Annotated in this window: 21 protein-coding genes, 1 tRNA gene and 1 pseudogene; 12 read left to right on the forward strand and 11 right to left on the reverse strand. The window is 47.6% G+C overall.

Annotated features, from left to right (window positions below):
• The first annotated feature begins 288 nt into the window (after positions 1–288).
• On the forward strand, positions 289–633 hold the full coding sequence (locus QT984_RS28035) for a hypothetical protein (RefSeq protein WP_333240135.1): 345 nt from the start codon (positions 289–291) through the stop codon (positions 631–633).
• 154 nt (positions 634–787) lie between these two features.
• Here the strand turns inward: QT984_RS28035 and QT984_RS28040 are convergent, their stop codons facing one another.
• Both QT984_RS28040 and QT984_RS28045 read right to left on the reverse strand, forming a co-directional pair.
• The gene (locus tag QT984_RS28040; RefSeq protein ID WP_333375422.1) at positions 788–1,345 is read right to left on the reverse strand and encodes a single-stranded DNA-binding protein; all 558 of its coding nucleotides are present in this window, start codon (positions 1,343–1,345) and stop codon (positions 788–790) included.
• Positions 1,346–1,554: 209 nt separating this feature from the next.
• Positions 1,555–4,098, reverse strand: coding sequence for a mannose-1-phosphate guanyltransferase (locus QT984_RS28045; protein WP_333053928.1), 2,544 nt, complete (start codon positions 4,096–4,098; stop codon positions 1,555–1,557).
• A 570-nt stretch (positions 4,099–4,668) separates the two neighbouring features.
• On the opposite strand from QT984_RS28045, the gene QT984_RS28050 reads away from it, so the two are divergent.
• A complete protein-coding gene (locus QT984_RS28050) occupies positions 4,669–4,866 on the forward strand; it encodes a hypothetical protein (protein ID WP_333030091.1) in 198 nt (65 codons plus the stop codon).
• Positions 4,867–4,873: 7 nt separating this feature from the next.
• Positions 4,874–5,611 (forward strand): class I SAM-dependent methyltransferase, encoded by a 738-nt coding sequence (locus tag QT984_RS28055; protein ID WP_333053930.1) that lies wholly within the window; start codon positions 4,874–4,876, stop codon positions 5,609–5,611.
• 247 nt (positions 5,612–5,858) lie between these two features.
• Here the strand turns inward: QT984_RS28055 and QT984_RS28060 are convergent, their stop codons facing one another.
• Positions 5,859–7,526 (reverse strand): hypothetical protein, encoded by a 1,668-nt coding sequence (locus tag QT984_RS28060; protein WP_333274741.1) that lies wholly within the window; start codon positions 7,524–7,526, stop codon positions 5,859–5,861.
• Between the two features lie 518 nt (positions 7,527–8,044).
• On the opposite strand from QT984_RS28060, the gene QT984_RS28065 reads away from it, so the two are divergent.
• Complete coding sequence (locus QT984_RS28065) at positions 8,045–8,275, forward strand: hypothetical protein (protein WP_333274738.1); 231 nt, start codon at positions 8,045–8,047, stop codon at positions 8,273–8,275.
• Positions 8,276–8,320: 45 nt separating this feature from the next.
• On the opposite strand, the gene QT984_RS28070 is transcribed toward QT984_RS28065, so the two are convergent.
• Positions 8,321–8,800, reverse strand: a complete 480-nt coding sequence (locus tag QT984_RS28070; protein WP_333053933.1) for an NUDIX domain-containing protein — start codon at positions 8,798–8,800, stop codon at positions 8,321–8,323.
• Between the two features lie 152 nt (positions 8,801–8,952).
• Here QT984_RS28070 and QT984_RS28075 point away from each other — a divergent pair, with 152 nt between their 5' ends.
• The 4 genes from QT984_RS28075 (at position 8,953) to QT984_RS28090 (ending at position 10,759) form a co-directional block, all read left to right on the forward strand.
• Positions 8,953–9,654: a lipase gene (locus tag QT984_RS28075; protein WP_333375426.1), complete on the forward strand. Its 702-nt coding sequence runs from the start codon at positions 8,953–8,955 to the stop codon at positions 9,652–9,654.
• 231 nt (positions 9,655–9,885) lie between these two features.
• On the forward strand, positions 9,886–10,092 hold the full coding sequence (locus tag QT984_RS28080) for a hypothetical protein (protein ID WP_333375429.1): 207 nt from the start codon (positions 9,886–9,888) through the stop codon (positions 10,090–10,092).
• Positions 10,093–10,142: 50 nt separating this feature from the next.
• Positions 10,143–10,373, forward strand: coding sequence for a type II toxin-antitoxin system Phd/YefM family antitoxin (locus tag QT984_RS28085; RefSeq protein ID WP_333053935.1), 231 nt, complete (start codon positions 10,143–10,145; stop codon positions 10,371–10,373).
• Entirely contained in the window at positions 10,370–10,759 is a 390-nt protein-coding gene (locus QT984_RS28090) for a PIN domain-containing protein (RefSeq protein ID WP_333375432.1), read from the forward strand. Before QT984_RS28085 ends, QT984_RS28090 begins: the two co-directional genes overlap by 4 nt.
• A gap of 236 nt (positions 10,760–10,995) precedes the next feature.
• Here QT984_RS28090 and QT984_RS28095 read toward each other — a convergent pair whose 3' ends face one another.
• Both QT984_RS28095 and QT984_RS28100 read right to left on the reverse strand, forming a co-directional pair.
• Entirely contained in the window at positions 10,996–11,376 is a 381-nt protein-coding gene (locus tag QT984_RS28095; protein WP_333053940.1) for a hypothetical protein, read from the reverse strand.
• A 378-nt stretch (positions 11,377–11,754) separates the two neighbouring features.
• A complete protein-coding gene (locus QT984_RS28100) occupies positions 11,755–12,336 on the reverse strand; it encodes an RNA polymerase subunit sigma-24 (RefSeq protein ID WP_333375434.1) in 582 nt (193 codons plus the stop codon).
• Between the two features lie 205 nt (positions 12,337–12,541).
• On the opposite strand from QT984_RS28100, the gene QT984_RS28105 reads away from it, so the two are divergent.
• From QT984_RS28105 to QT984_RS28115, 3 genes and pseudogenes are all read left to right on the forward strand, one after another.
• Positions 12,542–13,918 carry an NB-ARC domain-containing protein gene (locus QT984_RS28105; RefSeq protein ID WP_333375439.1) on the forward strand — a complete coding sequence of 459 codons (1,377 nt, stop codon included), beginning with the start codon at positions 12,542–12,544 and terminating at the stop codon, positions 13,916–13,918.
• A 473-nt stretch (positions 13,919–14,391) separates the two neighbouring features.
• Complete coding sequence (locus tag QT984_RS28110) at positions 14,392–14,733, forward strand: DUF433 domain-containing protein (protein WP_333375442.1); 342 nt, start codon at positions 14,392–14,394, stop codon at positions 14,731–14,733.
• A gap of 3 nt (positions 14,734–14,736) precedes the next feature.
• Positions 14,737–15,117 (forward strand): annotated as a pseudogene (locus tag QT984_RS28115) (DUF5615 family PIN-like protein).
• 288 nt (positions 15,118–15,405) lie between these two features.
• On the opposite strand, the gene fba reads toward QT984_RS28115, so the two are convergent.
• From fba to QT984_RS28140, 5 genes are all read right to left on the reverse strand, one after another.
• Positions 15,406–16,485 carry a class II fructose-bisphosphate aldolase gene (fba, locus tag QT984_RS28120; RefSeq protein ID WP_006633469.1) on the reverse strand — a complete coding sequence of 360 codons (1,080 nt, stop codon included), beginning with the start codon at positions 16,483–16,485 and terminating at the stop codon, positions 15,406–15,408.
• 192 nt (positions 16,486–16,677) lie between these two features.
• Positions 16,678–16,749 (reverse strand) — tRNA-Lys (locus tag QT984_RS28125).
• A 67-nt stretch (positions 16,750–16,816) separates the two neighbouring features.
• Positions 16,817–17,686, reverse strand: a complete 870-nt coding sequence (locus tag QT984_RS28130) for an aldose epimerase family protein (protein WP_445243075.1) — start codon at positions 17,684–17,686, stop codon at positions 16,817–16,819.
• Positions 17,687–17,820: 134 nt separating this feature from the next.
• Entirely contained in the window at positions 17,821–19,899 is a 2,079-nt protein-coding gene (locus tag QT984_RS28135) for a CapA family protein (protein WP_333053955.1), read from the reverse strand.
• A 12-nt stretch (positions 19,900–19,911) separates the two neighbouring features.
• Positions 19,912–20,067 carry a hypothetical protein gene (locus QT984_RS28140; RefSeq protein ID WP_333053957.1) on the reverse strand — a complete coding sequence of 52 codons (156 nt, stop codon included), beginning with the start codon at positions 20,065–20,067 and terminating at the stop codon, positions 19,912–19,914.
• An 857-nt stretch (positions 20,068–20,924) separates the two neighbouring features.
• On the opposite strand from QT984_RS28140, the gene QT984_RS28145 reads away from it, so the two are divergent.
• Positions 20,925–21,236, forward strand: coding sequence for a DUF6679 family protein (locus tag QT984_RS28145; RefSeq protein WP_006633466.1), 312 nt, complete (start codon positions 20,925–20,927; stop codon positions 21,234–21,236).
• Positions 21,237–21,511: the final 275 nt, after the last annotated feature.

The following is a 21,511-nucleotide window of genomic DNA, read 5'->3' on the forward strand; positions in this document are numbered from 1 at the left end:
GCCCGTCCAAAAAGGACGGGCGGGACGCCCATCCCACAATAACAATTAAAATTGTAAGTTATTTAATTCGCGCTCCTTAAAAACTCCAGAGTAAGGATGCTAAATATCGAATCGAATTAGCGCGGCGGTGTTTGCGAGACTTGGGGGTATAATGCGCGATCGCGGGCTTCTCTAACCTCAGACAGAAGCAAGACAGATGCAGAAATACGTCCTAAGAGTTTTGCGATCCCCCGTAGCGTCAGGTATGATTCTTGTTAATTATTGCGCTCAGTTCAGGAGAAAAAATTTATGGCAGATATGTCCGGTCAAGACCCCTCGGAAATTAAAATGGCGACGGTTGATGAAGAAGAAAAAGGCGCAACGTTTAGCGGTACGGTCATCCTTGCTATCGATGCCGAGGCTGGGGAAGTCGTTTTCTTCAGAGACTTTTTGATTGAAGATTATAAAGGCGAACTTACCGCTTATCTGGCAACAGATGGCAATATAACGAAAAGCATTGATTTAGGCGAACTTAAGCATAAGAGCGGCAGCTTTAAGCTGCCAATTCCGCTGGGGACGGATACATCACCCTACAATACAGTCGTGCTGCGCGACGAAAAAAGCAAGAAAAAAGTTGTGACGATCGAGCTGTAAAATTTGCAATTTAGCTCGTAGTTCAGCCAAATTCGCTCGCCCTTTTTTTCCTGAAGTGCGCGCGAGCGAAGCTATCCCGTAGGGAATCGCTCTTAAATTAAGGTGCGTCACTTTCGAGCGAACAGTCCAGTTGTAAAGTGATGCACCCTAATTTTTAAAATGGAATCGGATCGTAATCGGGATTTTCCGGTTCGTTAGACGAACCCGACTGGCGATCGGACTCAGAATTTGACGACTGATGCGAGTTCCAATCCGAACTAGACGTGCGGTTAGCGCCGCCTGGAGCGCTGTTAGAACTGCGCTTGTGCGAGCCTAAAGGTACTACATTGCTCGGCACATTAGCCGGGGCGGTGTCGCGAATTTGAGCCGGTTCCGGGGCGGTTCTAGCTGGGGGAGCCGAACTCATGGCATCAGCCCCGACACTGTAAATCCTTTGAGCTGTCAGTTCAGCGCGCTTTTCTTTGATACCATCTATTTCGATCGTATTCATGCCCAGCCGACCTTCAATAATCACGCGATCGCCCTCGTGATATTTATCGTGAATTTCTTGAGCCAAATTGCCCCATCCTATCACCTTCAAACGTTCGGGCGGATCTTCAGGTTTTGGGCCTGGAAACTGCACCAGCATTTCAGCGATTGGAACTTGATTGTCAGGAGTATAACGGAGTTGCGGTTGTTGAGTTATTTCCGCCATCAAAATGCAGCTATTCATCTGTTGTTATCTGTGCGTAATTGGGAATTGGGAATTGGGCATCGGGAATTGGGCATCGGGAATTGGGAATTGGCCCGCGCAGGGACTTCGGGATTGGGAATTGGGCATGAACTTTCAAGTAAAAAGGTAAAACTTAAAATAACGCATTTTATTTTTTTACTTTTGCATTACCAATTCCCCATTGCCAATGCCCAAGGCCCAATTCCCGATTACACGTTACCAAATTTATCTTGGAGAACCGCCGCCTCGGCTTGACTGACAAAATCGTGAACGAGGGCGCGGTACTCCTTCAACGTTTCAGATACCCAATCTCGATCCTCACTGTTGGCGAAGATATGAACGGTCGGTTCACTAGCATCGGGTAAAACTAATACCCAATTGTCGTCGCTGTAGTTAAAAATCTTCACTCCATCTAATAATTCTAGACGATCGGGCGAATGAGTTTCTACTAAATGTCGCATCAGCGAACCCTTGATAGTCCAAGGACAGCGGACGCTGTAACTGCGGTGGGTGATGCGGGGAAGTTCCGCCTTGATCTGTCCGAGCGATCGTTCCTGAATCGTCATCATTTCTATCACTTTAGCAATGCAGAACATTCCGTCAAATCCGGGATGCAACTGCGGGAAAATAAAACCCATAAGGCCACTGCCGCCCAAAACCACATTCGGGTTCCTGTTAGCGGCTTCCATCAAAGCAGTTGGGTTCGCCTTCGTGCGGATTACCTTGCTTTGATAGCGTCGGGCGATCGCCTCCACCGCAGAAGACGCATGAACCGGCACTACTACTGTACCTTTGGGATGAGAAGTCAGCATCAAATTTACCATCAACGCCGTCAGCATTTCCCCACGAATCGCTATCCCAGACTCATCTACCAAAATGAGCTGTTCGCCGTTAGCCGATACCTGCACTCCAAAATTAGCGCTGAGTGCTTTCACCACCCGGCCGAGTTGGTCGAGCAAATATTCCCGTTCCCCGTTGCTTAGAGAAGTCTGTTTGAGACTGGCATTGAGAACCACCGCATCGCAGCCGAACTTGGCAAGCATTTGGGGCAGAATTGCTCCAGAAACCGCGTAAACGTAATCGATTACCACCTTAGAATTGCTGTAGCGTATTGCCTCAACATTCATCTGCCGCTCAAAAATGCGGTTGTAAACATCGAGAGCTTGGTTAAAGTACGTCATCTCTCCAATTTCGGGAATTAGAGCTCGCCGCAAATCTTCCTTAAAATAAGCCCCCTCGATTTTTTTCTCAGCTCCTTTTGTAATATTGATGCCTTTGATATCGAAGAATTCAATTAAAATGTGGTCGGAGCGATCGGGCGAAATGCGAACATGAATGCCGCCAGCAATTGATATCGTAGACGAAACCGTGCGCGCGATCGGAATTGCCGTCGATTCCAAATTGATCACATTAATTCCCACCGACATCAAACCCGCAATCAAAGACCTCGAAACCATCCGCGAAATGCTCCGCTGGTCACGAGAAACCGATACCGCAGTCCCCGGTTTTAAAGTCGAGCCATAAGCCGCGCCCAATTTCACTGCAAATTCCGGGGTAACATCCACATTTGCCAGTCCTTGAACGCCACGCTGACCGAACAAATTCCGCTTAGCTTGTTCTCCCCAAATTAAATTTTGATTTAACAGAGCGCCGGATTCAATATTTTTGCTCGGCCAGACGCGCACGCTCGGCCCCACTTGTGCTTCTTCTCCCACGATGGACATTGAACCGACGACAGCACCTTCGAGGACGTGAGCGCGCCTGTCTACGCGGGTACTCCGGCAAATCACGCAGGCCCTAAGATGAGCGTCTTCACCGACAATTGCTCCGTTCCAGACGATGGGACGTTTGAGATTAGCGTCGGCCCCCACAGTCACGTTATCTCCGATCACAGTACCTGCATCGATTTTAACTCGGGCTCCAATTCGGCAATTGTTGCCGATCATGGCCGGTACTTCGACGATCGCGCTATCGTCAATAAAAGTATTCTGACCTACCCAAAGTCCCGATCGAACTTCGTTGTAGTAGCTCAAATCCAGTTTGACCTTGGCCCGCAGCGCGTCGTACTGAGATTCCCGGTAAACATCTAGCTGGCCGACATCGCACCAGTAACCCTCGGCGATGTAGCCGTACATCGGCTCGTTTTTTTCCAGTAGCAGGGGAAACAAGTCTTTCGAGAAGTCGCACTCCTGATTTACCGGCAGGTAATCCAAGACTTCGGGTTCTAAAATATAAATGCCGGTATTGATAGTATCGGAGAAAATTTCGCTGCTAGAAGGCTTTTCCAGAAAGCGACTGATGCGGTAATTTTCCTCGGTAATCACGACCCCGAATTCCATCGGGTTGGGAACGCGAGTTAAAATTAACGTGGCTTTGGATTGCTGGCTACGGTGAAATTTGATTGCTGCGGTTAAGTCGAAGTCTGTGATGCTGTCGCCGCTGATGACCAAAAAAGTGCGATCGAGCAATTCAGCAATATTTTTGACGCAACCAGCCGTACCCAGCGGTTGGTCTTCCTCCACAGCGTAAGTCATTTGAACGCCAAACTCTGCCCCGTCAGTAAAATATTCGCGCATGACATCGGGAAGGTAGTGCAGCGTCGCAATAATTTCCGTAATCTGATGCCTTTTTAGCAAATTAATAATGTGTTCTGCGATCGGGCGATTCAGAATCGGCACCATCGGTTTGGGCAAATCGCACGTCAGGGGTCTGAGCCTAGTTCCCGATCCCCCAGCCATCAGCACTGCACGCATAAAATCCTCCTTGCTTAAAAAGCTCTCTACCGCTATTGTCCGCTAGAAAAAGTTTGCCTGCTGTAATTCGTCGGCCGCGAGCTATCAGTTCTTAGTTAATTATCTTCGAGTAGTGACACGTCTGGTAAATCCCGTTCGGCCAGGCCGTCCCCCAACAGCAACCGATTTCAACCGAATTAGAACTTGCGGCATCGCACCACTCCCCCGGTCGAACTCGGATTTGTAGGGGATCTTGGGTGATACCAGTTAAAAAAAAGAATGCAACTGTAGGCCCGTACTCGAAACCCTTATCTCATCATTCCTTCCCAATTCTTTAATTCTTCACTTATTCAATCTTATAAGTCCTCAGAACGATCGACTTTTACCAGAAGTCCCTTCTTGCTTGCTCGGTGAAAGCTATTTCGGGGGTGTTATTTTTAAGTTTGTGGCCAGCGGGGATTTTGCAGTCTCTTTCGGAAGGTGGAATTACTACAGCTATCGGTGTGCCTTGGCGTCTGATAAATGATAGATTAAGGGTAGCGCTTTGACTAGCTGACCCAAAATCCTATCCATTGCTTAGGGGTTTTTTAAATGAGTACGTTAATTAGCTTGGCATTGCTGATCGCTTACGGTGGCGGTATTTGGAAATTTTGGAATGGGTTCGATCGCACTAACTTCGATCGAAGTTTTGCAAATCGCCTTAAGCTCTCGCTGCTCTGGCCCGCGTTAATTTTTAATAAGCCTTACCGCCAAAACTTTACAAAAGCTCTCAAAGCTTCTAAAAGGTAATTCAAGAATGTCTAAAAAGTCCGAACGCCCAGCAAGTACAAGCGAGCAAACTTGGTTTGCCAAAGGCAAATCAGATAGCTGGCAAGTTTTACTATCGCAGGTTGCTGCCCGGTTCGATCGCGAATACCGAGGAGAAGCTTTCGCCTTACCCGAAGAAGTCGAAGCAATGCCGATTTTCCTGGAATCAGTCGCAGGAACTCTCCAAGCAAAAACAGTTTCTCCCTTCTGGAAAATTGCCAAACCTCAAAAAAATCAGCGCTGTTTAGACATTGGCTGCGGAGTCAGCTTTCTCATCTACCCTTGGCGGGATTGGGAAGCCTATTTTTATGGTCAAGAAATCAGCAGCGCAGCGCGAGACGCCTTAAACGCTCGCGGCCCTCAGCTCAATTCTAAGCTGTTCAAAGGCGTAGAATGGGCCCCCGCTCACCAGTTAAATTACGAAGAGGCTCAGTTCGATTTATGCCTCGCTACAGGCTTTAGCTGTTACTATCCCATAGACTATTGGAATATTGTCATGGGAGAAGTAAAGCGGGTACTAAAACCGGGCGGTCATTTTGTTTTTGATGTCCTCAACCCCAATGCTCCTTTAGCAGAAGATTGGGCAATTTTGGAAACTTATCGAGCCGGCGAAGTATTTTTAGAGACAATAGAAGATTGGGAAAAAATGATTAAAGCTGCAGGCGCTAAGGTAGTAAAAAAGCAAAGTGGTGACTTATTTCAAATGTATAAAGTTCAATACAATTGAGAGATTAAGGGGAATAGGTAATTAGCTTTGTAGTCAAAAGTTCAATCGTCCCCAGCCTGGTCAGGCGGACGAAAAACAACTTCGTTCTTAGTTGATAAAGTAGGGTGCGTCAGCAAGTAGAAATTCGTTTGAGAAGCTACAAATATTCAAGCTGACGCACCCTACTAACTACTAACTACTATTGTTTATAATTGCTTATAAACTCAACGAAGTTTTACAATACCGATTGCCAATTAGCGATGCCCAATTAATTTTCGGTAGCCGCAGGAGATGGCGCTGCTTCCGGCGATGGTGACGGCGACACTTCGGCAGCAGGAGATGGCGCTGCTTCCGGCGACGGTGACGGCGACACTTCCGGGGCAGGAGATGGTGCAGCTTCCGGCTGCGGAGACTCTTCGGCGGCAGGAGATGGTGCAGCTTCCGGCTGCGGAGACTCTTCGGCGGCAGGAGATGGTGCGGCTTCGGGCTGCGGGGACTCTTCGGCGGGTTGCGGTTGAGGAGAAGGCGACTGTTCCGCGGCTGGTTTCGGTTCAGGCGAGGGCGACGGTTGAGCCCCTGGCTTGGGTGCGGGCGGCGACGGTTGGGCCCCTGGCTGCGGTTTGTTTGAGGGGGCAGGCGGCTTCTCGAACTGCGGTTTCACTTCAGTAGGCGCTGGGGATGGCGGCTGGCCTGTTGGTCTGCTGGGCGCTGTCGGCGCGGGCGCGGGCTGCTGCTGGCCTGGTGGGTTGGGCCTGGTTGGGGTGACAGGAATGCCACTACAAACTTTTTCGTCGTACTTAAACTCGACATCCAGTTGGTAAAGCTTGTGCGTGCTGGCTGCTTCAAATGTTAGAGAAGGGCTAATAATCGCAATTTTAGCCGCATTATCGAGAATACCGTAACCCGTGGGGACGATCGGCTGTGGCTCGGCCTTGAGCAAGCCTTGAGGGCTGACAACTGCTCCAAAAACTGCTCTTCCTTGGAGTTTTTGTGAGCAAGCTGTTACGGGATAAGGCACAGGCACAGGAGTCGGGCCTGTCATTTCCAAGTCAGGATAAGCCTTTTTGAATTTCTCAAACAAAGCAACATAGGTCTCTCCAGCCGCCAGCAGTGTCTCTCTGTCGGTGGGTAAGTTTGAACCCGGTTGACCGGACTGAGTTTCTGCGATGAGAGTCCTTTTATTGGGATCTTTTTGAGTCAATTTTGGTACTCCATCGGGTCCCACATTCCTGCCAATTGGGAATTCCGGGGTAAAGACTGGAGCTCCGTCTGGAAATAGTGGCAGTCCGCCTCTACTGGCTATAATCCTTTTGAGCGCTTCTGCTTCATCTTCCGAGCCGCCGCCGGGAATCTGGGGCGCTTCATTCAGCGATGGTGGTGGCGGGATATTGCGATCGAAATTACCAGGTAAAGGTGGGAAAAGGAAACCGCTAGGAGGTACGGGTGGGACGAAAGTGGGTATTGGCTGGGAGGGGGCTCTGACTATTGGGGATGGAGTTGTGGGAGGTGGCGGGGCTGTTGGGGCCGTGAAGGGCGGGAGAGGGGAAGGAGGGAGAGGGGAAAAGAATCCAGGAGGGGGCATTCCCGGCGGCATGGCGGGCAAGTTGATGGTATCAGGTGCGGGGGGCAAGGGTGGGGCTAACTTGGGCGCTGGTGGAAGGGGAACTGGTGCGATCGTAAATGGCGTAAATCGCGTATTAGACGGTTTCGGTGGTATGGTTTGTGGCAGGCGGCTGACTTCTGCGGGAGTTAGTTCTACTAAGCCGACAGAACCGGGGATATTTTTTGAGGAATTTCCACCATAAAGTATGTTTGAGAGCGTCGGGGCGGTTGCTCCGAGGACTCCGTGCAGGCCCACAGAAGCTAGGGCTGCCCACCAAAAAGGCTGGCGCAGCGGTTCGGAAAGGGTGTTGGCTAGGGAGGAAGAGTCAGTCATTTAAATTTTAGATTTTAGATTTTAGATTTTAGATTGGGGGATTGTTCGATTTTAGATTTTAGATTTTAGATTGGGGGATTGTTCGATTTTAGATTTTAGATTTTAGATTGGGGGATTGGGGGATTGTTCGATTTTAGATTTTAGATTTTAGATTGGGGGATTGGGGGATTGGGGGATTGGGGGATTGGGAGATTGGGGGATTGGGAAATTGAGTGATTGGGGGATTGGGGGATTGGGGGATTGGGAGATTGAGTGATTGGGCGATGGGTAATTTATATTGTTGTGGTTGTGATTGAGTGTGAATTCGTTTTAATTTTTAATGAGGAGAGGTTGGGAATTCAAAGGTATAATTGTAGCACTGTCGGTATCGAAATTGCCCGATCGACTTTTATTGAGATTTCGCGACCCTCACATCAAGCACTCAAGCCTAGAAACCGGGTTTTTGGGCTGGTTCCACGCTGGTATAACAACCGCCAATCGGGTGAGGACGTTGTTAATCGCTGAAACCATTGTTTTTCTTGCCTAATGCCTTTGACCCAATCCTCTACGCGGTTTCTCAGGTATTGTTGAGAATGGTCAGCAGGCGTCAGGCGGGCGGGACTGGGGCGATGGAAAAAACAGACTGCACCGCTGCTATACCGTCTTTTTTCGGGTTCTGGAGCGCCACTAATTTATTAAACACGATCGATCCGTTCGATCGACCCCTGTTTCCAATTCGGTTACACAACCGGATTCATCCGTGGAAGTAATTATTCAATCCAAAATCCCAAATCCCAAATCCAAAATCTATGGATTCACCAGCGATAGCGGTAATTTTTAAAAGGAGCTCCCTCGATGGTGAGCAAGTCGATGGGATAAATTGGAGCGCCGCTTGCCATATATTGAAACATTTCCCGAACTTCCTCTCCCCGCAACGACAACTGGTCTAATTCCTTGAGAGAATACCAGCCCGCGCACAAAGTATGCTCATCCGGCTTACTCTTGGGCGGCGTCTTATCTTGTGGACGAGCCACAAAAATGACTCGGAGGCGCACATTGCCCCTAGGCATCACTGTGTGCTCTACCCGGAGAATTCCCTCAACGATGATGGAAATGCCCGCTTCCTCAAAGGTATTACGCATAGCAGCTTCGAGCAAAGTTTCCCCTTTTTCCACTCGCCCTGCTGGGAGATACCACTGCTGCTCGTACTTGCGCTCTTGTACCAGTAGAAAACGGTCTTCTAAGTGAACGACAACTAGGGTAAAATACCATGTTTGAATCGGCTCGCGAGCCATAGAAGTAGATATTCCCTAAGCAAAAGGTTTAACGAGTGGCAGATGTTAGCAATCCAAAGGATGCTTCGGCAAGTGTCTTTTAACTTGAAAAACAGATCGTAGCACTCCGACCGCAAAATCTAAAATCTAAAATCTAAAATCTAAAATTGACAATGCCATTACCAACCGTGATTTTACCAGGATATTTTGCTGCTGCTTCCGACTATCGGGAATTAGAAAAGTCTCTGGTCGATCGAGGTTTCCCAACAGTAACAGTGCCTCTGGGCAAGGGAGATTGGTTGCCGACTTTTGGCGGGCGGTCGATGGTGCCAATTTTGCGACAGCTCGATCGCACGGTCAAACAAATGTTACAGCAATACGGCGTTCCGCAGATCAATCTCGTCGCTCATTCCGCTGGCGGCTGGATTTCTCGCATCTATTTGGGCGAAAAGCCTTACACCATTCACGGCGACGTGCTTGAGGACGCGGGTTTGTGGGAAGCTCACCCCTGTGTGAATACTTTAATCACTTTAGGCACGCCGCACGTCTCTCAAGAGCGCTGGACGCGCAAAAATCTAGATTTTGTCAAAATTCACTATCCAGGGGCTTTTCACCCGCAGGTGCGCTACGTGTGCGCTGCTGGGAAGGCTGTTTTTGGCAAGCGCGGTTTTGGGACTTGGCTGGCTTACAAAAGTTATGAGTTGACTGTGGGGAAGGGCGAAACTTGGGGAGATGGAATTACGCCGGTGGAAGCTGCTGTTTTGGACGGGGCCGAAAATCTGGTGTTGGAGGGGGTTTGGCATTCGCCTCGTTCTCCGGGGAAGTGGTACGGTTCGCCGGAGGTTTTGCCGGCTTGGATTGGGTATTTGCGTTAGAAACGAACCGCGAAGACGCGGAGGACGCAAAGGAAGAAGGAGAAAGTTTAAGGGGCGGATTTAGTTAGAATTTGAAGGAGGGAGTTGAGTGCGGCAAAACTCGCCCCCGATGTTATGTTTGCTTAAATTTTTATCGCTAACTGAATAGAGTGAAAAAATATTTTATCTGGCATTATCGGTAAGATTCAGAAGTCACGGCGAACCACACAATCAAATTAGAGGTTGGCTGGGGTGGAATTGGGCGACAATGCTACTGTGCGCTTGGACGCAGATAACGAATTTCCGCCGGATGCTTTGTGGAGAATTGATGCGGGAGGTCGATCGCACATTAGGGATGATGATTATGTGCGATCACTAGCTGTACAATCATCGCAGTGTTTGGTATTTGGTGCGAGGGGCGATCGCTCTTTTTTCACTCAAGCATCGCTTTCCGTCTAATCCTCGCATTATCATAGTAGAAATAGAATAAGATTGGGAAAAGTCAGCAAATGGCACAAATTACCACGACTGAATTACCTCAAACCCTCCAGACTCTACTTATAGAGGTCGAACGTACCAAAACCCCCCTCACCATCATCCATGAAGGGAAACCATTAGTGATTATCTATCCTGCCACTACCCAAACCCCACGCCCCGTGTTTGGCACAATGAAAGGAAGCGGTGAAATATTAGGAGATTTAATTGCTCCTGTCGCCGAACTATGGGAAGTTTTGGAATGAAACTTTTACTCGATACCCACATTTGGCTTTGGTATTTACTCGGCGATCAACGCCTATCGCTTCAACTTCAAACGGCGATCGCCGATCCTTATACTGAACTTTGGCTGAGTCCAATTAGCATTTGGGAGACGCTCATCCTTGCAGAAAAAGGAAGGATATCTTTACAGCCAGATCCGGTTACATGGGTTAACTTAGCTTTAAAAACTCTGGAAACTCGTGAAGCCCAAATGAATCACTCCATTGCCATTTTAAGTCGCGAGATTGCACTACCCCATCAAGACCCCGGAGACCGATTTATTGCGGCCACAGCTATTTATTATGGGTTAATATTAGCTACAGTTGATGCCAACCTTACAGGTAATTCGGTGCTACAAACACTCAGTTAGGCAATATTTTATATTTTTGTAGGCGAGATCCCTTTTTTTTGCTGGGGCGATTCCCTACTGGATAGCTACGCTTCACGCCCTGTGTGCAAACATCGCACTTTAAAATTGTGGAAATGGATAAGATTGTAAGTGGAAAAAGAAGTTGGGTAACACGAGGGTTAATAGAATATGCTTGGTGGGGCGATCGGACTAAGTTATGCTGCGACTACTTCGACAGGCCTGAACATTATATCCATTCAACCTTTGATGCCAAATCTATCATAAAGCATCTTTCTTAACCTATTGCTACCGCGTTTCACGAAGTCATCTTCAGATTCCTGCTCCAAAGGTTCACCAATTTGATTGCTGAAGTCAGATAAAAAAGATTCATTCTGAATTAAGCTCGACACCTCTTCTGAGAATTTTTGCTTTTCATTATTGGAAAATGAGAATGGCGTCAACATAAGGAAAGTTCCTGCTGTTAAAGCCCTTTGAAGGGATGGAAGAGTTAAATCAGATTCTGGCAGTGATTGAGTAGGTGATTGCTGAATCTCATCCATAAATTGCTTAAAATTACTCATCACTGATTGAGTAGGTGATTGCTCAATCTCATCCATAACTTCCTTAAAATTACTCATCACTTATTCTCACTTGGTATGCCGATTTTTCCACGAACCATAAAAAGAACGAAGCAGCTTTTCAAATGACTTGACAACTTCCTCTATAATTTTACCTTTCGTTTTATCATCCAACCGATTCCATAGTCTGAAAAACCAATTAAATAGTTCAGATAGCCAACCAAACATCCGTATACTCCAAAGCTACGAAACAGAACCTATAACCCAACGCTGTAATATTGGCTGCATATAGATAGCCAAGCTTACCTTTTCAATCGCTGGCAGTTTTCTGATATTTGCTGCGAGGTGCGAGGAAATACTAAAGCCAGACTAAACGCTGATGAAGGTTGGGTTGCAACAGGAAACCCAACCTACCAATTCAAACTGAACTAACTATCTTTACCCTTTACCTCCAAACAGTTTATATATTGCGTATCCAACAGCAGCCGCCGCAGCAACAGGTGCAGCCGCAACTATGGCAGTACCAGCAATTGCGCCTCCCCCGACAACGCCACCGATACCAGCAAGGGTGCCCATAATTGCAGCACCAGAAGCACCGCCAGCTACCGTTACAGCACCAGCACCAACTAGACCAGCAGCAGCCCCAATGTTTGTAGCTGTTCTTGCCGCTGCACGAGCATCATTCTCTTCCTCAGACAAGTTCGATTGCTCTTTGAACAAAGTTTCATTCATTATTTTTGCCCCAAGATAAGCTGGGCCTGCTGCTAATACCGCAGGAGCCACCGCCATACCACCACCAACCACACCACCTGCTGCAGCTAGACCAGAAGTAATTCCTGCTCCTGAAGTTGCTGCAACAGTCAACCCTGTAGCAGCACTGGCAGCCGCACCTACTGCAGCACCAGTTTCTGCAACCGCTTTGACTGTTTTGACTGTATTTCCATTAATTCCCAGAGTTTTTTCTACAACATTTTCTACCACTTCTTCACCTGCTTTACTGGCCAAATCTTCCCAATTCATAAATCAATTTATCCTTTTAATACTTGTTCCATTATCCTTAATAAATTTAAGGTTTGTCTAGCCCAAAAATGTTCTATTTTGCCACCAATTCTCCCTCGCTTTTACTTTAACTTTAATCTAAGTTTGTAGAACAATGTACGAAAATGTACGAAAATGTTGGCAGTTGTGAGCTACAATACACAAAACTCTCGCATCTCCCTGCCAGATGAATCTTAAAGAAATGTTAAATGTCGCCGATCGCATAGTTTTCGAGAAAACAGGTCAGCACCTTGACGATTTACAGGAAGCGGTACTGCAGGGAACTCTACAACGCGAGACATACAAAGAAATAGCTAAAGATTTTAACTGTTCGGAAAGTCGCATCAGGGAAATCGGATCGCAATTATGGCAGATACTTTCAGAGGAGTTAGGAGAAGATGTCAGTAAATCGAATTTTCGCTCCACAATGGATAGGTTGCAAAACTCTAATGCTTTAAACTTTGCAAACAACGTGAGCAGTATTTTCAACATCTGTGCAGAAGGAAGACACCCACCAAATATCCCAAACTCACACCCACCAAATCAGGAAACATCTAAGTCACAACAAACTAAAACTTCGCATCAAGATTTAAGCGAAATGCCGGAGTTGGGTGATTTCTTCGATCGCCCCCTCGAACTCCAAACCCTCACCACATGGATTCTACAACAACGCTGTCGGCTCATCACCCTCACCGGCATCAGCGGTATCGGCAAAACCACCCTAGCAGTACAACTCGTACAACAAATTAAAGACGAGTTTGAGTACGCAACCTGGTACACACTAGACGAATTCCTCACCCTAGACAAATTTCAATCTAACCTAATACAGCTTTTTTCCCATTCCGAAAAACAAGATTCATCCCCAACAAACCAGAAACCCTTACCGCTGATCAAGTATTTACAAAACCATCGCTGTTTAATCGTCTTAGATGACGTTCACAACCTTTTCTGTAGCGGCGAATTGGCAGGAAAATATAAACCAGAATCCGAAGACTATCGCTCTTTTTTCAAACAAATAGAAAAATTATCCCATCAAAGCTGCTTTCTGTTAATAGGTTGGGAACAACTGAGAGAAGTGACTCAAGTTAAAAACCAAAATACTTCCATTCGCACCTTACAAGTCAAAGGTTTAGACATCGCCGCTGCACGGGAAATACTCAGAGATTATGGGTTAGAAGAAAGCGACAACAGTGAAACTCTCATTCATCGTTACCAAGGCAACCCCTTATGGTTAAAAAGCGTGGCGAATCTGATTCAAGACTTGGGGGGAGGCGTGACCGAGTTATTACCAAATGATACGATATTGTTGCCAGAAGATTTGAAAGATGTTTTACAGCAGCAGTTCGATCGCCTATCGGAACTGGAAAAACAAGTAATCTCCTTGTTAGCCAAAGAAAGCCAGCCAATCAACCGGGCAAAATTGCTAGAAAATGAGATAATTCCGGCTTCAGATTTACCAAATGCGCTGCAATCTCTATCGCGGCGCTGCTTGATTGAACAACAAGCAAATTTTTACACGATTTCACCTGTACTGAGGCAATATGCGATCGCCCGTGCAGTGTAATTTAGGTACATAGTGGTAGGGTGCGGATACATCGAAAATCCCTAAATAAAGCTCGACAATCTTATAGATCGCCACATGACGCTTCCTAATTCATAAAAAACATCCCAAAATTCTGTAGGGGCGGGTTCGCCAACCATTCACGCTCAAAATGAATAATATTATAAACCCGCCCCCGCCCACCAACAATAAAAATGTACGATTAATTTATTGGTAAAATGTTGATGTAAACAATGGCGGATGAGGGCGGGTTTATGAGGTTGTTTGTGGGTTTCATAAATGGTTGGTGAACCCGCCCCTACAAATTGGGGTTTATTATAAAAATATAACCTGTCCTAACACGGGCAGTTGCTATATTAAAGGCTTGGAGGCATTATTTTCGTCCATCAAACCAAGGTGATGACCACCCGTGCGATCGCGGACTGAATAGAATAAATTCGATAGAATAATCAGTAATCGCAATTCCATTGTTTGCCATGACGCTAAAAGAATTAGAGCCTCAACTCCTGGCACTCTCTGACGACGAAAAAGCTCAAGTCGTTCAACTCCTCACTCAAGGTAAAATCACTCCTTGGCGCGGTATTGAAAAAACGCCTGATGTTTGTGGCGGGAGTGCCTGCATTGCTGGCACTCGCATCACCGTTTGGGGACTTGTAGAAGCTCGTCGCATTGGCTACAGTGAAGCTGATTTACTCACAAGCTATCTATGGCTATCTGCGACTGATATTGCTAACGCTTGGGCCTATGCTGAAGCCTTTCCCGATGAAATTGAAACAGAAATTCGGGAAAACAATGAAGTGATAGACGAGGATTTGTAGCCGATGGCACGTCTCTATGCCGATGAGCAATACCCCTATCCTGTTGTAGAATTACTGAGAGCTTTAGGACATGATGTTTTGACTGTCCAAGAAGCAGGCAGAGCGAATCATATCATGTCCGGTCGAGCGATCGCGATTTTTGTAGGGGCGGGTTCACCAACAATAGCGGCAAATAATTGACCATCTCAAAAACCCGCCCCGACCGGGATATTATGGTTAATTGATCGGACATGATATCAGAAAATTCCTAACCCGGATGTTTTAGCTTTTGCTACTAGCGAAAAACCGGTCGTCATTACCGAAAACCGTAAATATTTCTTTCGGCTGCACCGCATACACCCCCTTCATGCTGGCATTATCGCCTGTACGAACGATCGCAATTAAGAAGCACTGGCTAACCGAATCCACACCGCGATCGTAGCCGCAGAACCTTTGGAAGGTAAACTGATTCGCGTTGTGCGCCCTGCTTTGTCACCGTAATACCCCGTTGATTCTTTAGTCTCTGAGAGAGGGACGAAAGTTTGTGTAGGATCTGTTTCAACCGCCGATCGAGGGAATAATCAACTACTGCTATACATAAAATCGCACAAACAAAAACCGGGCAACTTCAAAGCTACCCGGCAATCATAACTTTAGACTTCAGACAAAACTAAAATCTAAAACCTAAAATTCTTAAACAGCCACAGTCTTCTTAGCAGAAGAGCTCAATTCGCCCTTAGCATACTTAGCTGCAAAATCATCCAAAGATACTTGCTTAATCTTTGTACCGTGACCGGCGCAACCGAAAGAATTATAGCGATCGCTACAAACCTTCTGCATATACTTGATCGACGGCTTCAAGAAGTGGCGGGGGTCAAACTCATCGGGCTTCGCAAACAAAGCTTCGCGCACCGCAGCGGTAATCGCCAAACGGTTGTCAGTATCGATATTGATCTTGCGAACGCCGCACTTGATGCCCTTTTGGATTTCTTCCACAGGTACGCCGTAGGTTTCGCGGATTTTGCCGCCGTTGCTGTTGATGATTTCCAGCAATTCTTGGGGCACAGAAGAAGAACCGTGCATTACCAAGTGAGTATTCGGCAAGCGGCGGTGAATTTCTTCAATGCGGCTGATTGCCAAAATTTCGCCAGTCGGCTTGCGAGTGAACTTGTAAGCGCCGTGAGAAGTGCCGATCGCGACTGCTAGAGCATCAACGCCGGTTTGCTCAACGAAATCCACAGCTTGTTCAGGATCTGTCAGCAACTGATCGTGAGAAAGCGCACCTTCAAAGCCGTGGCCGTCTTCTGCTTCGCCCATCCCTGTTTCCAGAGAACCCAAGCAACCCAGTTCGCCTTCAACGCTAACGCCGATCGAATGAGCAACATTGACCACATCGCGAGTAACTTGAACGTTGTACTCGTAGCTAGCGGGAGTCTTAGCATCCGCTTCCAGAGAACCGTCCATCATGACGCTGGTGAAACCTTGGCGCATGGCAGAATAGCAAGTGCCGGGGGCATTGCCGTGGTCTTGGTGCATGGAAATGGGAATGTGAGGATAGGTTTCAACTGCTGCCAAAATCAAGTGGCGCAGAAAATTTTCGCCAGCGTAGGAGCGAGCGCCGCGAGAAGCTTGCAGAATCACGGGGCTGTTGGTTTCGTCAGCAGCGCGCATGATCGCTTGGATTTGCTCCATGTTGTTGACGTTGTAAGCCGGTAGGCCGTAACCATTTTCAGCCGCGTGGTCGAGCAGCAATCGCATAGGTACAAGCGCCATAGATATTCCTCCTAATTATTTGTGATTTTTGGGCAGTGAATTTTGAACAAGCTCAATTCTTACGATAATCTTAAGACAATTTGCCACCGATCGCGCACTATCTTTCCAGATTTACTAAAAAGTTCAACAAACAAAATTTTGAGTTCCGAGCATTCAGCTCAAAACTCAAAATTCTTAACTCACAAATTTTTATGGGTCGCCCGGGATTTGAACCCGAGACCAATCGGTTAAAAGCCGAATGCTCTACCGCTGAGCTAGCGACCCGCGAAAACATTGTTACCGCACACAATTTCTAATAGTAGCACCCCTCATTTGAAATAGCAAGTCTTTTTTAAATAAAATTTGCAGTCATGCGAACCAGCATCTCGCAAGTCGCGCCGGGGGGCAAATAAATCAAGTGTTCGCCAGTGTTGAGGGCATTTCGAGGAGCAGTCCAAGGTTCCAAACAGTAAAAATCCTTGCCCTTCACCATCCAGAAAACCAACTTCCCGTAGCTGGAGTTGTAACTGACGGTCAGCCGCAAGCCGGTCGCCGCGTCAGTGACAGTAGCAGCAAGACCAGTGAGTTCGTCAAAGGAAACATCAATTTCATCCAGCGTCGGGTCAAAAACCCCAGTGAAGTAACCCTTGGTGTGGGTGTTCTGATCTCTGTACTGCATCCCCGGAATCTCAAAGCGGAGCTGAGATTTGTCCGTCGCCAAAAAGTAGGGGTGCAAACCACTAGAAAACGGCATGGGTTCGTCAGACAGATTGGTGTATCGCTGAAAAATTTCCAAAGAATTGCCTTTAATCTGATAAGTGAAGGCTAGTTGGAAATCAAACGGATAAACAGCCAGCGTCTTGTCGCTGCTGTCGAGAATCAGCGTCAGAGCGGCGCAACCCTCCGTAACTTGTTCGCCTATTGTCCAAGGCAAGTCTCGAGCAAAGCCGTGCTGTTTGAGCTTACGCTCCACTCCCTTGTGCGTGTAAGTATTGTCGGGGAGATTGCTGCAGATGGGAAACAGGATGGGAATCCCGCCACGTACAGTTAGATCGGGATTGGCGAACCGTTCCGCGTCCAAATAGAAGATTTCTTTGCCTTCAACCAGCCAGCTAGTGGCAATACCGCCCCGTTCCGGCACAACTTCTAGAGTAGAGTTAGCGGTTTCGTCGGAGAGGATATAGGTTTTGTACTGCTTTTGCTTGAGCGCGATCGCAAACACATTTCTCATCGGTAGTAGGTCATTGATCATTGGTTGTCAGTAAATCGATCGTTAATAATTGGTCGCTATTATCTTGATGTTCACCCATTACCGCCCCTATCCTCCCCCTGCATCCTCGCTCCGGCCCCCACCGGCTAACCAATGCTCCTAGCTATAGGAGGCAGGGCGATCCGCTGCTTGGAGCCGTTGCTGGTGGTAGCTGGAACGATCGCGGAGGCCGAGTGCCCTTTGAGTGCGACTTCAAAAGATACAGCCCGAGTCGGGGGAAGATAGCTTTGGGGACTCAGCACCGATCCTTGATTGGGAGATGGGGGCGAAATAAACGGTTCTTTGATGAATGGCTCTTTTGTAAACGGCTCTGGTTCCCGGCTGGGATTTTGAGGTTGAGTAGGGTAGATGCGGGGCGGCAAATTTTGATTCGGAGGCGGATTTGACTCAATTGCAGGCCCTGTCCCGTTCGGGAAAAATGAGGAGTTGTCCGGCTGTTGGGGCGCAGCCGGCAAAGCCGGCAAAATCAAAGTAGGTTTGGGTTGTCCGGGGCCTTGCTGATTGCTTTCACCGTCGCTGGCCCCGGAACCTCGCCCCGGCTGGTATGTACCGCTCTTTACTGCTCCTGGCAAGGTCGAATTTGGAGTTTTTGATGCCGCTCCTGGCTGGAGTAGGGCTTCGAGAACTACAGAAGATCGCATCGGTCGATCGAAAATACTAGAAATTTGCTCAATGCGTTTGAGGATGCGATCGGCTGAGGCTCCCTTGACCACCTTCGGCTGAAAATTTTTCACCTCCACAGGCAGAAACTCTACCTTCATATTCCTGTCTTTGAGCGATACTTTCAGGACTGCGGTATCGTAATCCCTGCGAGCATTCGGGCCGAATATAAAATTACCCAGCGAGTAAACTATCGGGCGGCCATTGTAAATTTCTGCACCTTGCAGTACCTGGGGATGGTGTCCCACTACCAAATCAGCTCCTTGGTCGATCGTGAACCGAGCCAAATCAATCTGCCCGTCCCCCGGATAATCTGCCAATTCGACTCCCCAGTGGTAATTAACAATAATCCAGTCTACCTGACTCCTAAGAGCTCGAATATCCTCCGCCACGCGATTGTTGCGGCGGGGGTTAATGCCCGCTTTCCCTTGGTCAGCGACGTTCAGCTCGGCATCGTAATAACCGAGGTAGGCAATCCGCTGACCCTTAACTTCAATAATATCTGGACGCCTGGCTTCTTTAATATCTCTGCCGGCTCCCAGGTGTTGAATCCCACTATTATCTAGAGTATTCATTGTCTCCACCAGCCCCGGTTCCTCGTAATCCATAGCGCGGCTATTTGCCAGATTGACAATATCCACTCCTCCGGCTGTTAATACTTTCACCGATTCTGGATCGGCTTTAAAATTTAATTGTTTTTTAGCAGAGCCCAATGTAGAGCGAGTCAGGGAGTTTTCTAGGTTAACCATCGCCACATCTGCTTGCCGATACTCGTCCATATTGGCGAAAGCCCATTGGTGATCGTTGGCTGCAGATGATCCGAGCGCATCCGATAGATTCACATTTCCTCCGAACATCAGCGTTACTGTTGGATCGTAAGGATTAGCAACTTGCTTTTGCTGAACTACTGGTACCACTTCTAAGGCTGCTTGCACCGTATCCGCACGTTTTGGAGGCGGCCCCGAAATTACCGCACCTTGCTGGTAGCCGGATACTGAAGAGCCTAACTGCAGGGCCACAGCCTCGTGGTAGCTGACCCAACACCCTAAAATAAATGAGGCAAGTGCCGATCCCACTAGCAGCAGAGAACGATACGTTTTAAATTTAACCCAATCGACGATCGGTAGGGAACGGTAACGCCGTCGCTGGCGGTTTGCCGGAGTGACAATTCGCACTGACTGTTTCCAGAGAATGTCTGCATCCCCCGCCAAGCGCGCCTGAATTCGCACTCCTTCTACTGCTGGCGAGTTGAGTCTCCAGAGTTGGTGGCAAATAAATTTGACTAAGCCTTCCCGGATAGTGCTCCCCAGTAAGGTAGTATCTGGCGCAAATTCGCGCTGGAATTCTACGAGGATTTGGACGCAGCCGGCCTGAGCCTGTTCGACGCGGGCATAAATCCCTTCGGGGCGCAGCAAGCTGTCAATCCAGTAATTCAGGGCTTGAAAGTTGCCCGATCGCGCTAGCTCTAAGATAGACGGCTGCGACCAATTTTCTGCGTACACCATCAATTAGCCTCCTTAATACGCACGAGCGATGACTCCAATTTGTGTTGAACCGAACCGCAATTCTTTTAGCTTAACCGCCACAGGTTCCGCTGCCCGTTTTGAAGCTAGTTGTTGGCCGCCACCATTTTCTACATTTAGGGGCTGCCTGCTGTCAGTGATTTTTATCACACTCCAGTCAATCGATTTTAGATTTTAGATTTTAGATTTTAGATTTTAGGTTTTAGGTTTTAGATTGAGGAAAGAGGGGGTACTGGGGGCTAGAAATCACCTCCAAACACTCTTGTTTCTGGGGGAGTTGAGGCCAAAGAGAGCGAGAAATCTGAGGCAGAGTCTGTTTTTATTGTCGCTGTTTGAGTGTCGCTTTAGAGCTTTCGCTTCGAGATTTGAGATTTGAGATTGAGCCTTGACGGTGTTAGTGGGCGATCGAACAATCGATTTGAGATTTTAGATTTGAGATTTTAGATTGAGTTCATAGGGGGTACTGGGGGCTAGAAATAACTTCCAAACACTCTTGTTTCTGGGGGACTTGAGACATAAGAGAGCGAGATATCTGAGGCAGAGTCTGTTTTTATTGTCGCTGTTTGAGTGTCACTTTAGAGCTTTCCCTTCGAGATTTGAGATTTGAGATTGAGCCTTGACGGCGTTAGCGGGCGATCGAACAAACGTCGAAACAATAGCTTTCTGGGGGACTTGAGGCAAAACAGAGCGAGATTTTAGAGGCAGAGTCTGTTGTTATTGTCGCTGTTAATCGCGATCGCCCGAGTCAAGTCCTAATGCTCGGATCTATGCTGGCAAATGCCTCTCACGAGAGATGCCACTGGCTGCACAACCTGTAATTGGATAAATGGCGTACTGGATAGATTTGGTGGTAAAATCGAATTTGGTAACTCCCATCGGTACCAAAGTTGCGGAAAACGTGAAACTGGCTAGTCCATACGGCTGTGCCTTCCGATGTAAAACCCAAAGTACGTTACGGTAAACAGACCATATTTTAAGCAAGTTACACTGCGCAGGAGAACTGACAAATGCTACAGCGCAAAATCTATCAACTCTGTTGTGATGGTCGTGAGGTTTCTATTTTTCTTCGAGATCAGCAACGTTGGATAGAGCGCGCTCGTATCCTAGATATTGAAGGGGATCTAGTCACGCTGCGCTACGAAACCGACGAAGAAGACGAAATCAGCTCCTGGGAAGAAATGGTGCGTCTTGAAAGTATTGGAGCTGTATCCCAGAAGTTGGCTTCGGTATCCCGAACTAACTGCGAACCCCTAGTTTCTGACGATTGTCCCGAAGCCGAACAAATTCGCAATCACTACCCGGACTCGAATTTGGAATAGTTTTGAGCTCGCGCTTGAGGCACAAGGAAAACTTGGGGGAAAAGAAAACGGCTTTTCTCCCTTTTTTGTGGAGAAATTATGCAAAAAACCCAGTTTAGGCCAAAAATATTCTGGGTTGTTACCCCATAAGCTATTTTGCCTTTAAATTTAAGCTTGATGGCGGGAGTTCCTGCTCAACCCCTACTCCCCACAACAGCGTAAGGAATGAGAATTAAATAACTTCCACTCTTGAAAGTGGGATGGGCGTCCCGCCCGTCCAAAAAGGACGGGCGGGA

Origin of the sequence: Microcoleus sp. Z1_B2 (genome assembly GCF_036700325.1) — a bacterium.
Taxonomy (GTDB): Bacteria; Cyanobacteriota; Cyanobacteriia; order Cyanobacteriales; family Microcoleaceae; genus Microcoleus.

Bases quoted from the DNA above. Each gene is read 5' to 3' on its own strand.
- QT984_RS28035 (WP_333240135.1), top strand. From the start codon at position 289: ATGGCAGATATGTCCGGTCAAGACCCCTCGGAAATTAAAATGGCGACG.
- QT984_RS28040 (WP_333375422.1), bottom strand. From the start codon at position 1,345: ATGAATAGCTGCATTTTGATGGCGGAAATAACTCAACAACCGCAACTC.
- QT984_RS28045 (WP_333053928.1), bottom strand. From the start codon at position 4,098: ATGCGTGCAGTGCTGATGGCTGGGGGATCGGGAACTAGGCTCAGACCC.
- QT984_RS28050 (WP_333030091.1), top strand. From the start codon at position 4,669: ATGAGTACGTTAATTAGCTTGGCATTGCTGATCGCTTACGGTGGCGGT.
- QT984_RS28055 (WP_333053930.1), top strand. From the start codon at position 4,874: ATGTCTAAAAAGTCCGAACGCCCAGCAAGTACAAGCGAGCAAACTTGG.
- QT984_RS28060 (WP_333274741.1), bottom strand. From the start codon at position 7,526: ATGACTGACTCTTCCTCCCTAGCCAACACCCTTTCCGAACCGCTGCGC.
- QT984_RS28070 (WP_333053933.1), bottom strand. From the start codon at position 8,800: ATGGCTCGCGAGCCGATTCAAACATGGTATTTTACCCTAGTTGTCGTT.
- QT984_RS28075 (WP_333375426.1), top strand. From the start codon at position 8,953: ATGCCATTACCAACCGTGATTTTACCAGGATATTTTGCTGCTGCTTCC.
- QT984_RS28085 (WP_333053935.1), top strand. From the start codon at position 10,143: ATGGCACAAATTACCACGACTGAATTACCTCAAACCCTCCAGACTCTA.
- QT984_RS28090 (WP_333375432.1), top strand. From the start codon at position 10,370: ATGAAACTTTTACTCGATACCCACATTTGGCTTTGGTATTTACTCGGC.
- QT984_RS28095 (WP_333053940.1), bottom strand. From the start codon at position 11,376: ATGAGTAATTTTAAGGAAGTTATGGATGAGATTGAGCAATCACCTACT.
- QT984_RS28100 (WP_333375434.1), bottom strand. From the start codon at position 12,336: ATGAATTGGGAAGATTTGGCCAGTAAAGCAGGTGAAGAAGTGGTAGAA.
- QT984_RS28105 (WP_333375439.1), top strand. From the start codon at position 12,542: ATGAATCTTAAAGAAATGTTAAATGTCGCCGATCGCATAGTTTTCGAG.
- QT984_RS28110 (WP_333375442.1), top strand. From the start codon at position 14,392: ATGACGCTAAAAGAATTAGAGCCTCAACTCCTGGCACTCTCTGACGAC.
- fba (WP_006633469.1), bottom strand. From the start codon at position 16,485: ATGGCGCTTGTACCTATGCGATTGCTGCTCGACCACGCGGCTGAAAAT.
- QT984_RS28135 (WP_333053955.1), bottom strand. From the start codon at position 19,899: ATGGTGTACGCAGAAAATTGGTCGCAGCCGTCTATCTTAGAGCTAGCG.
- QT984_RS28145 (WP_006633466.1), top strand. From the start codon at position 20,925: ATGCTACAGCGCAAAATCTATCAACTCTGTTGTGATGGTCGTGAGGTT.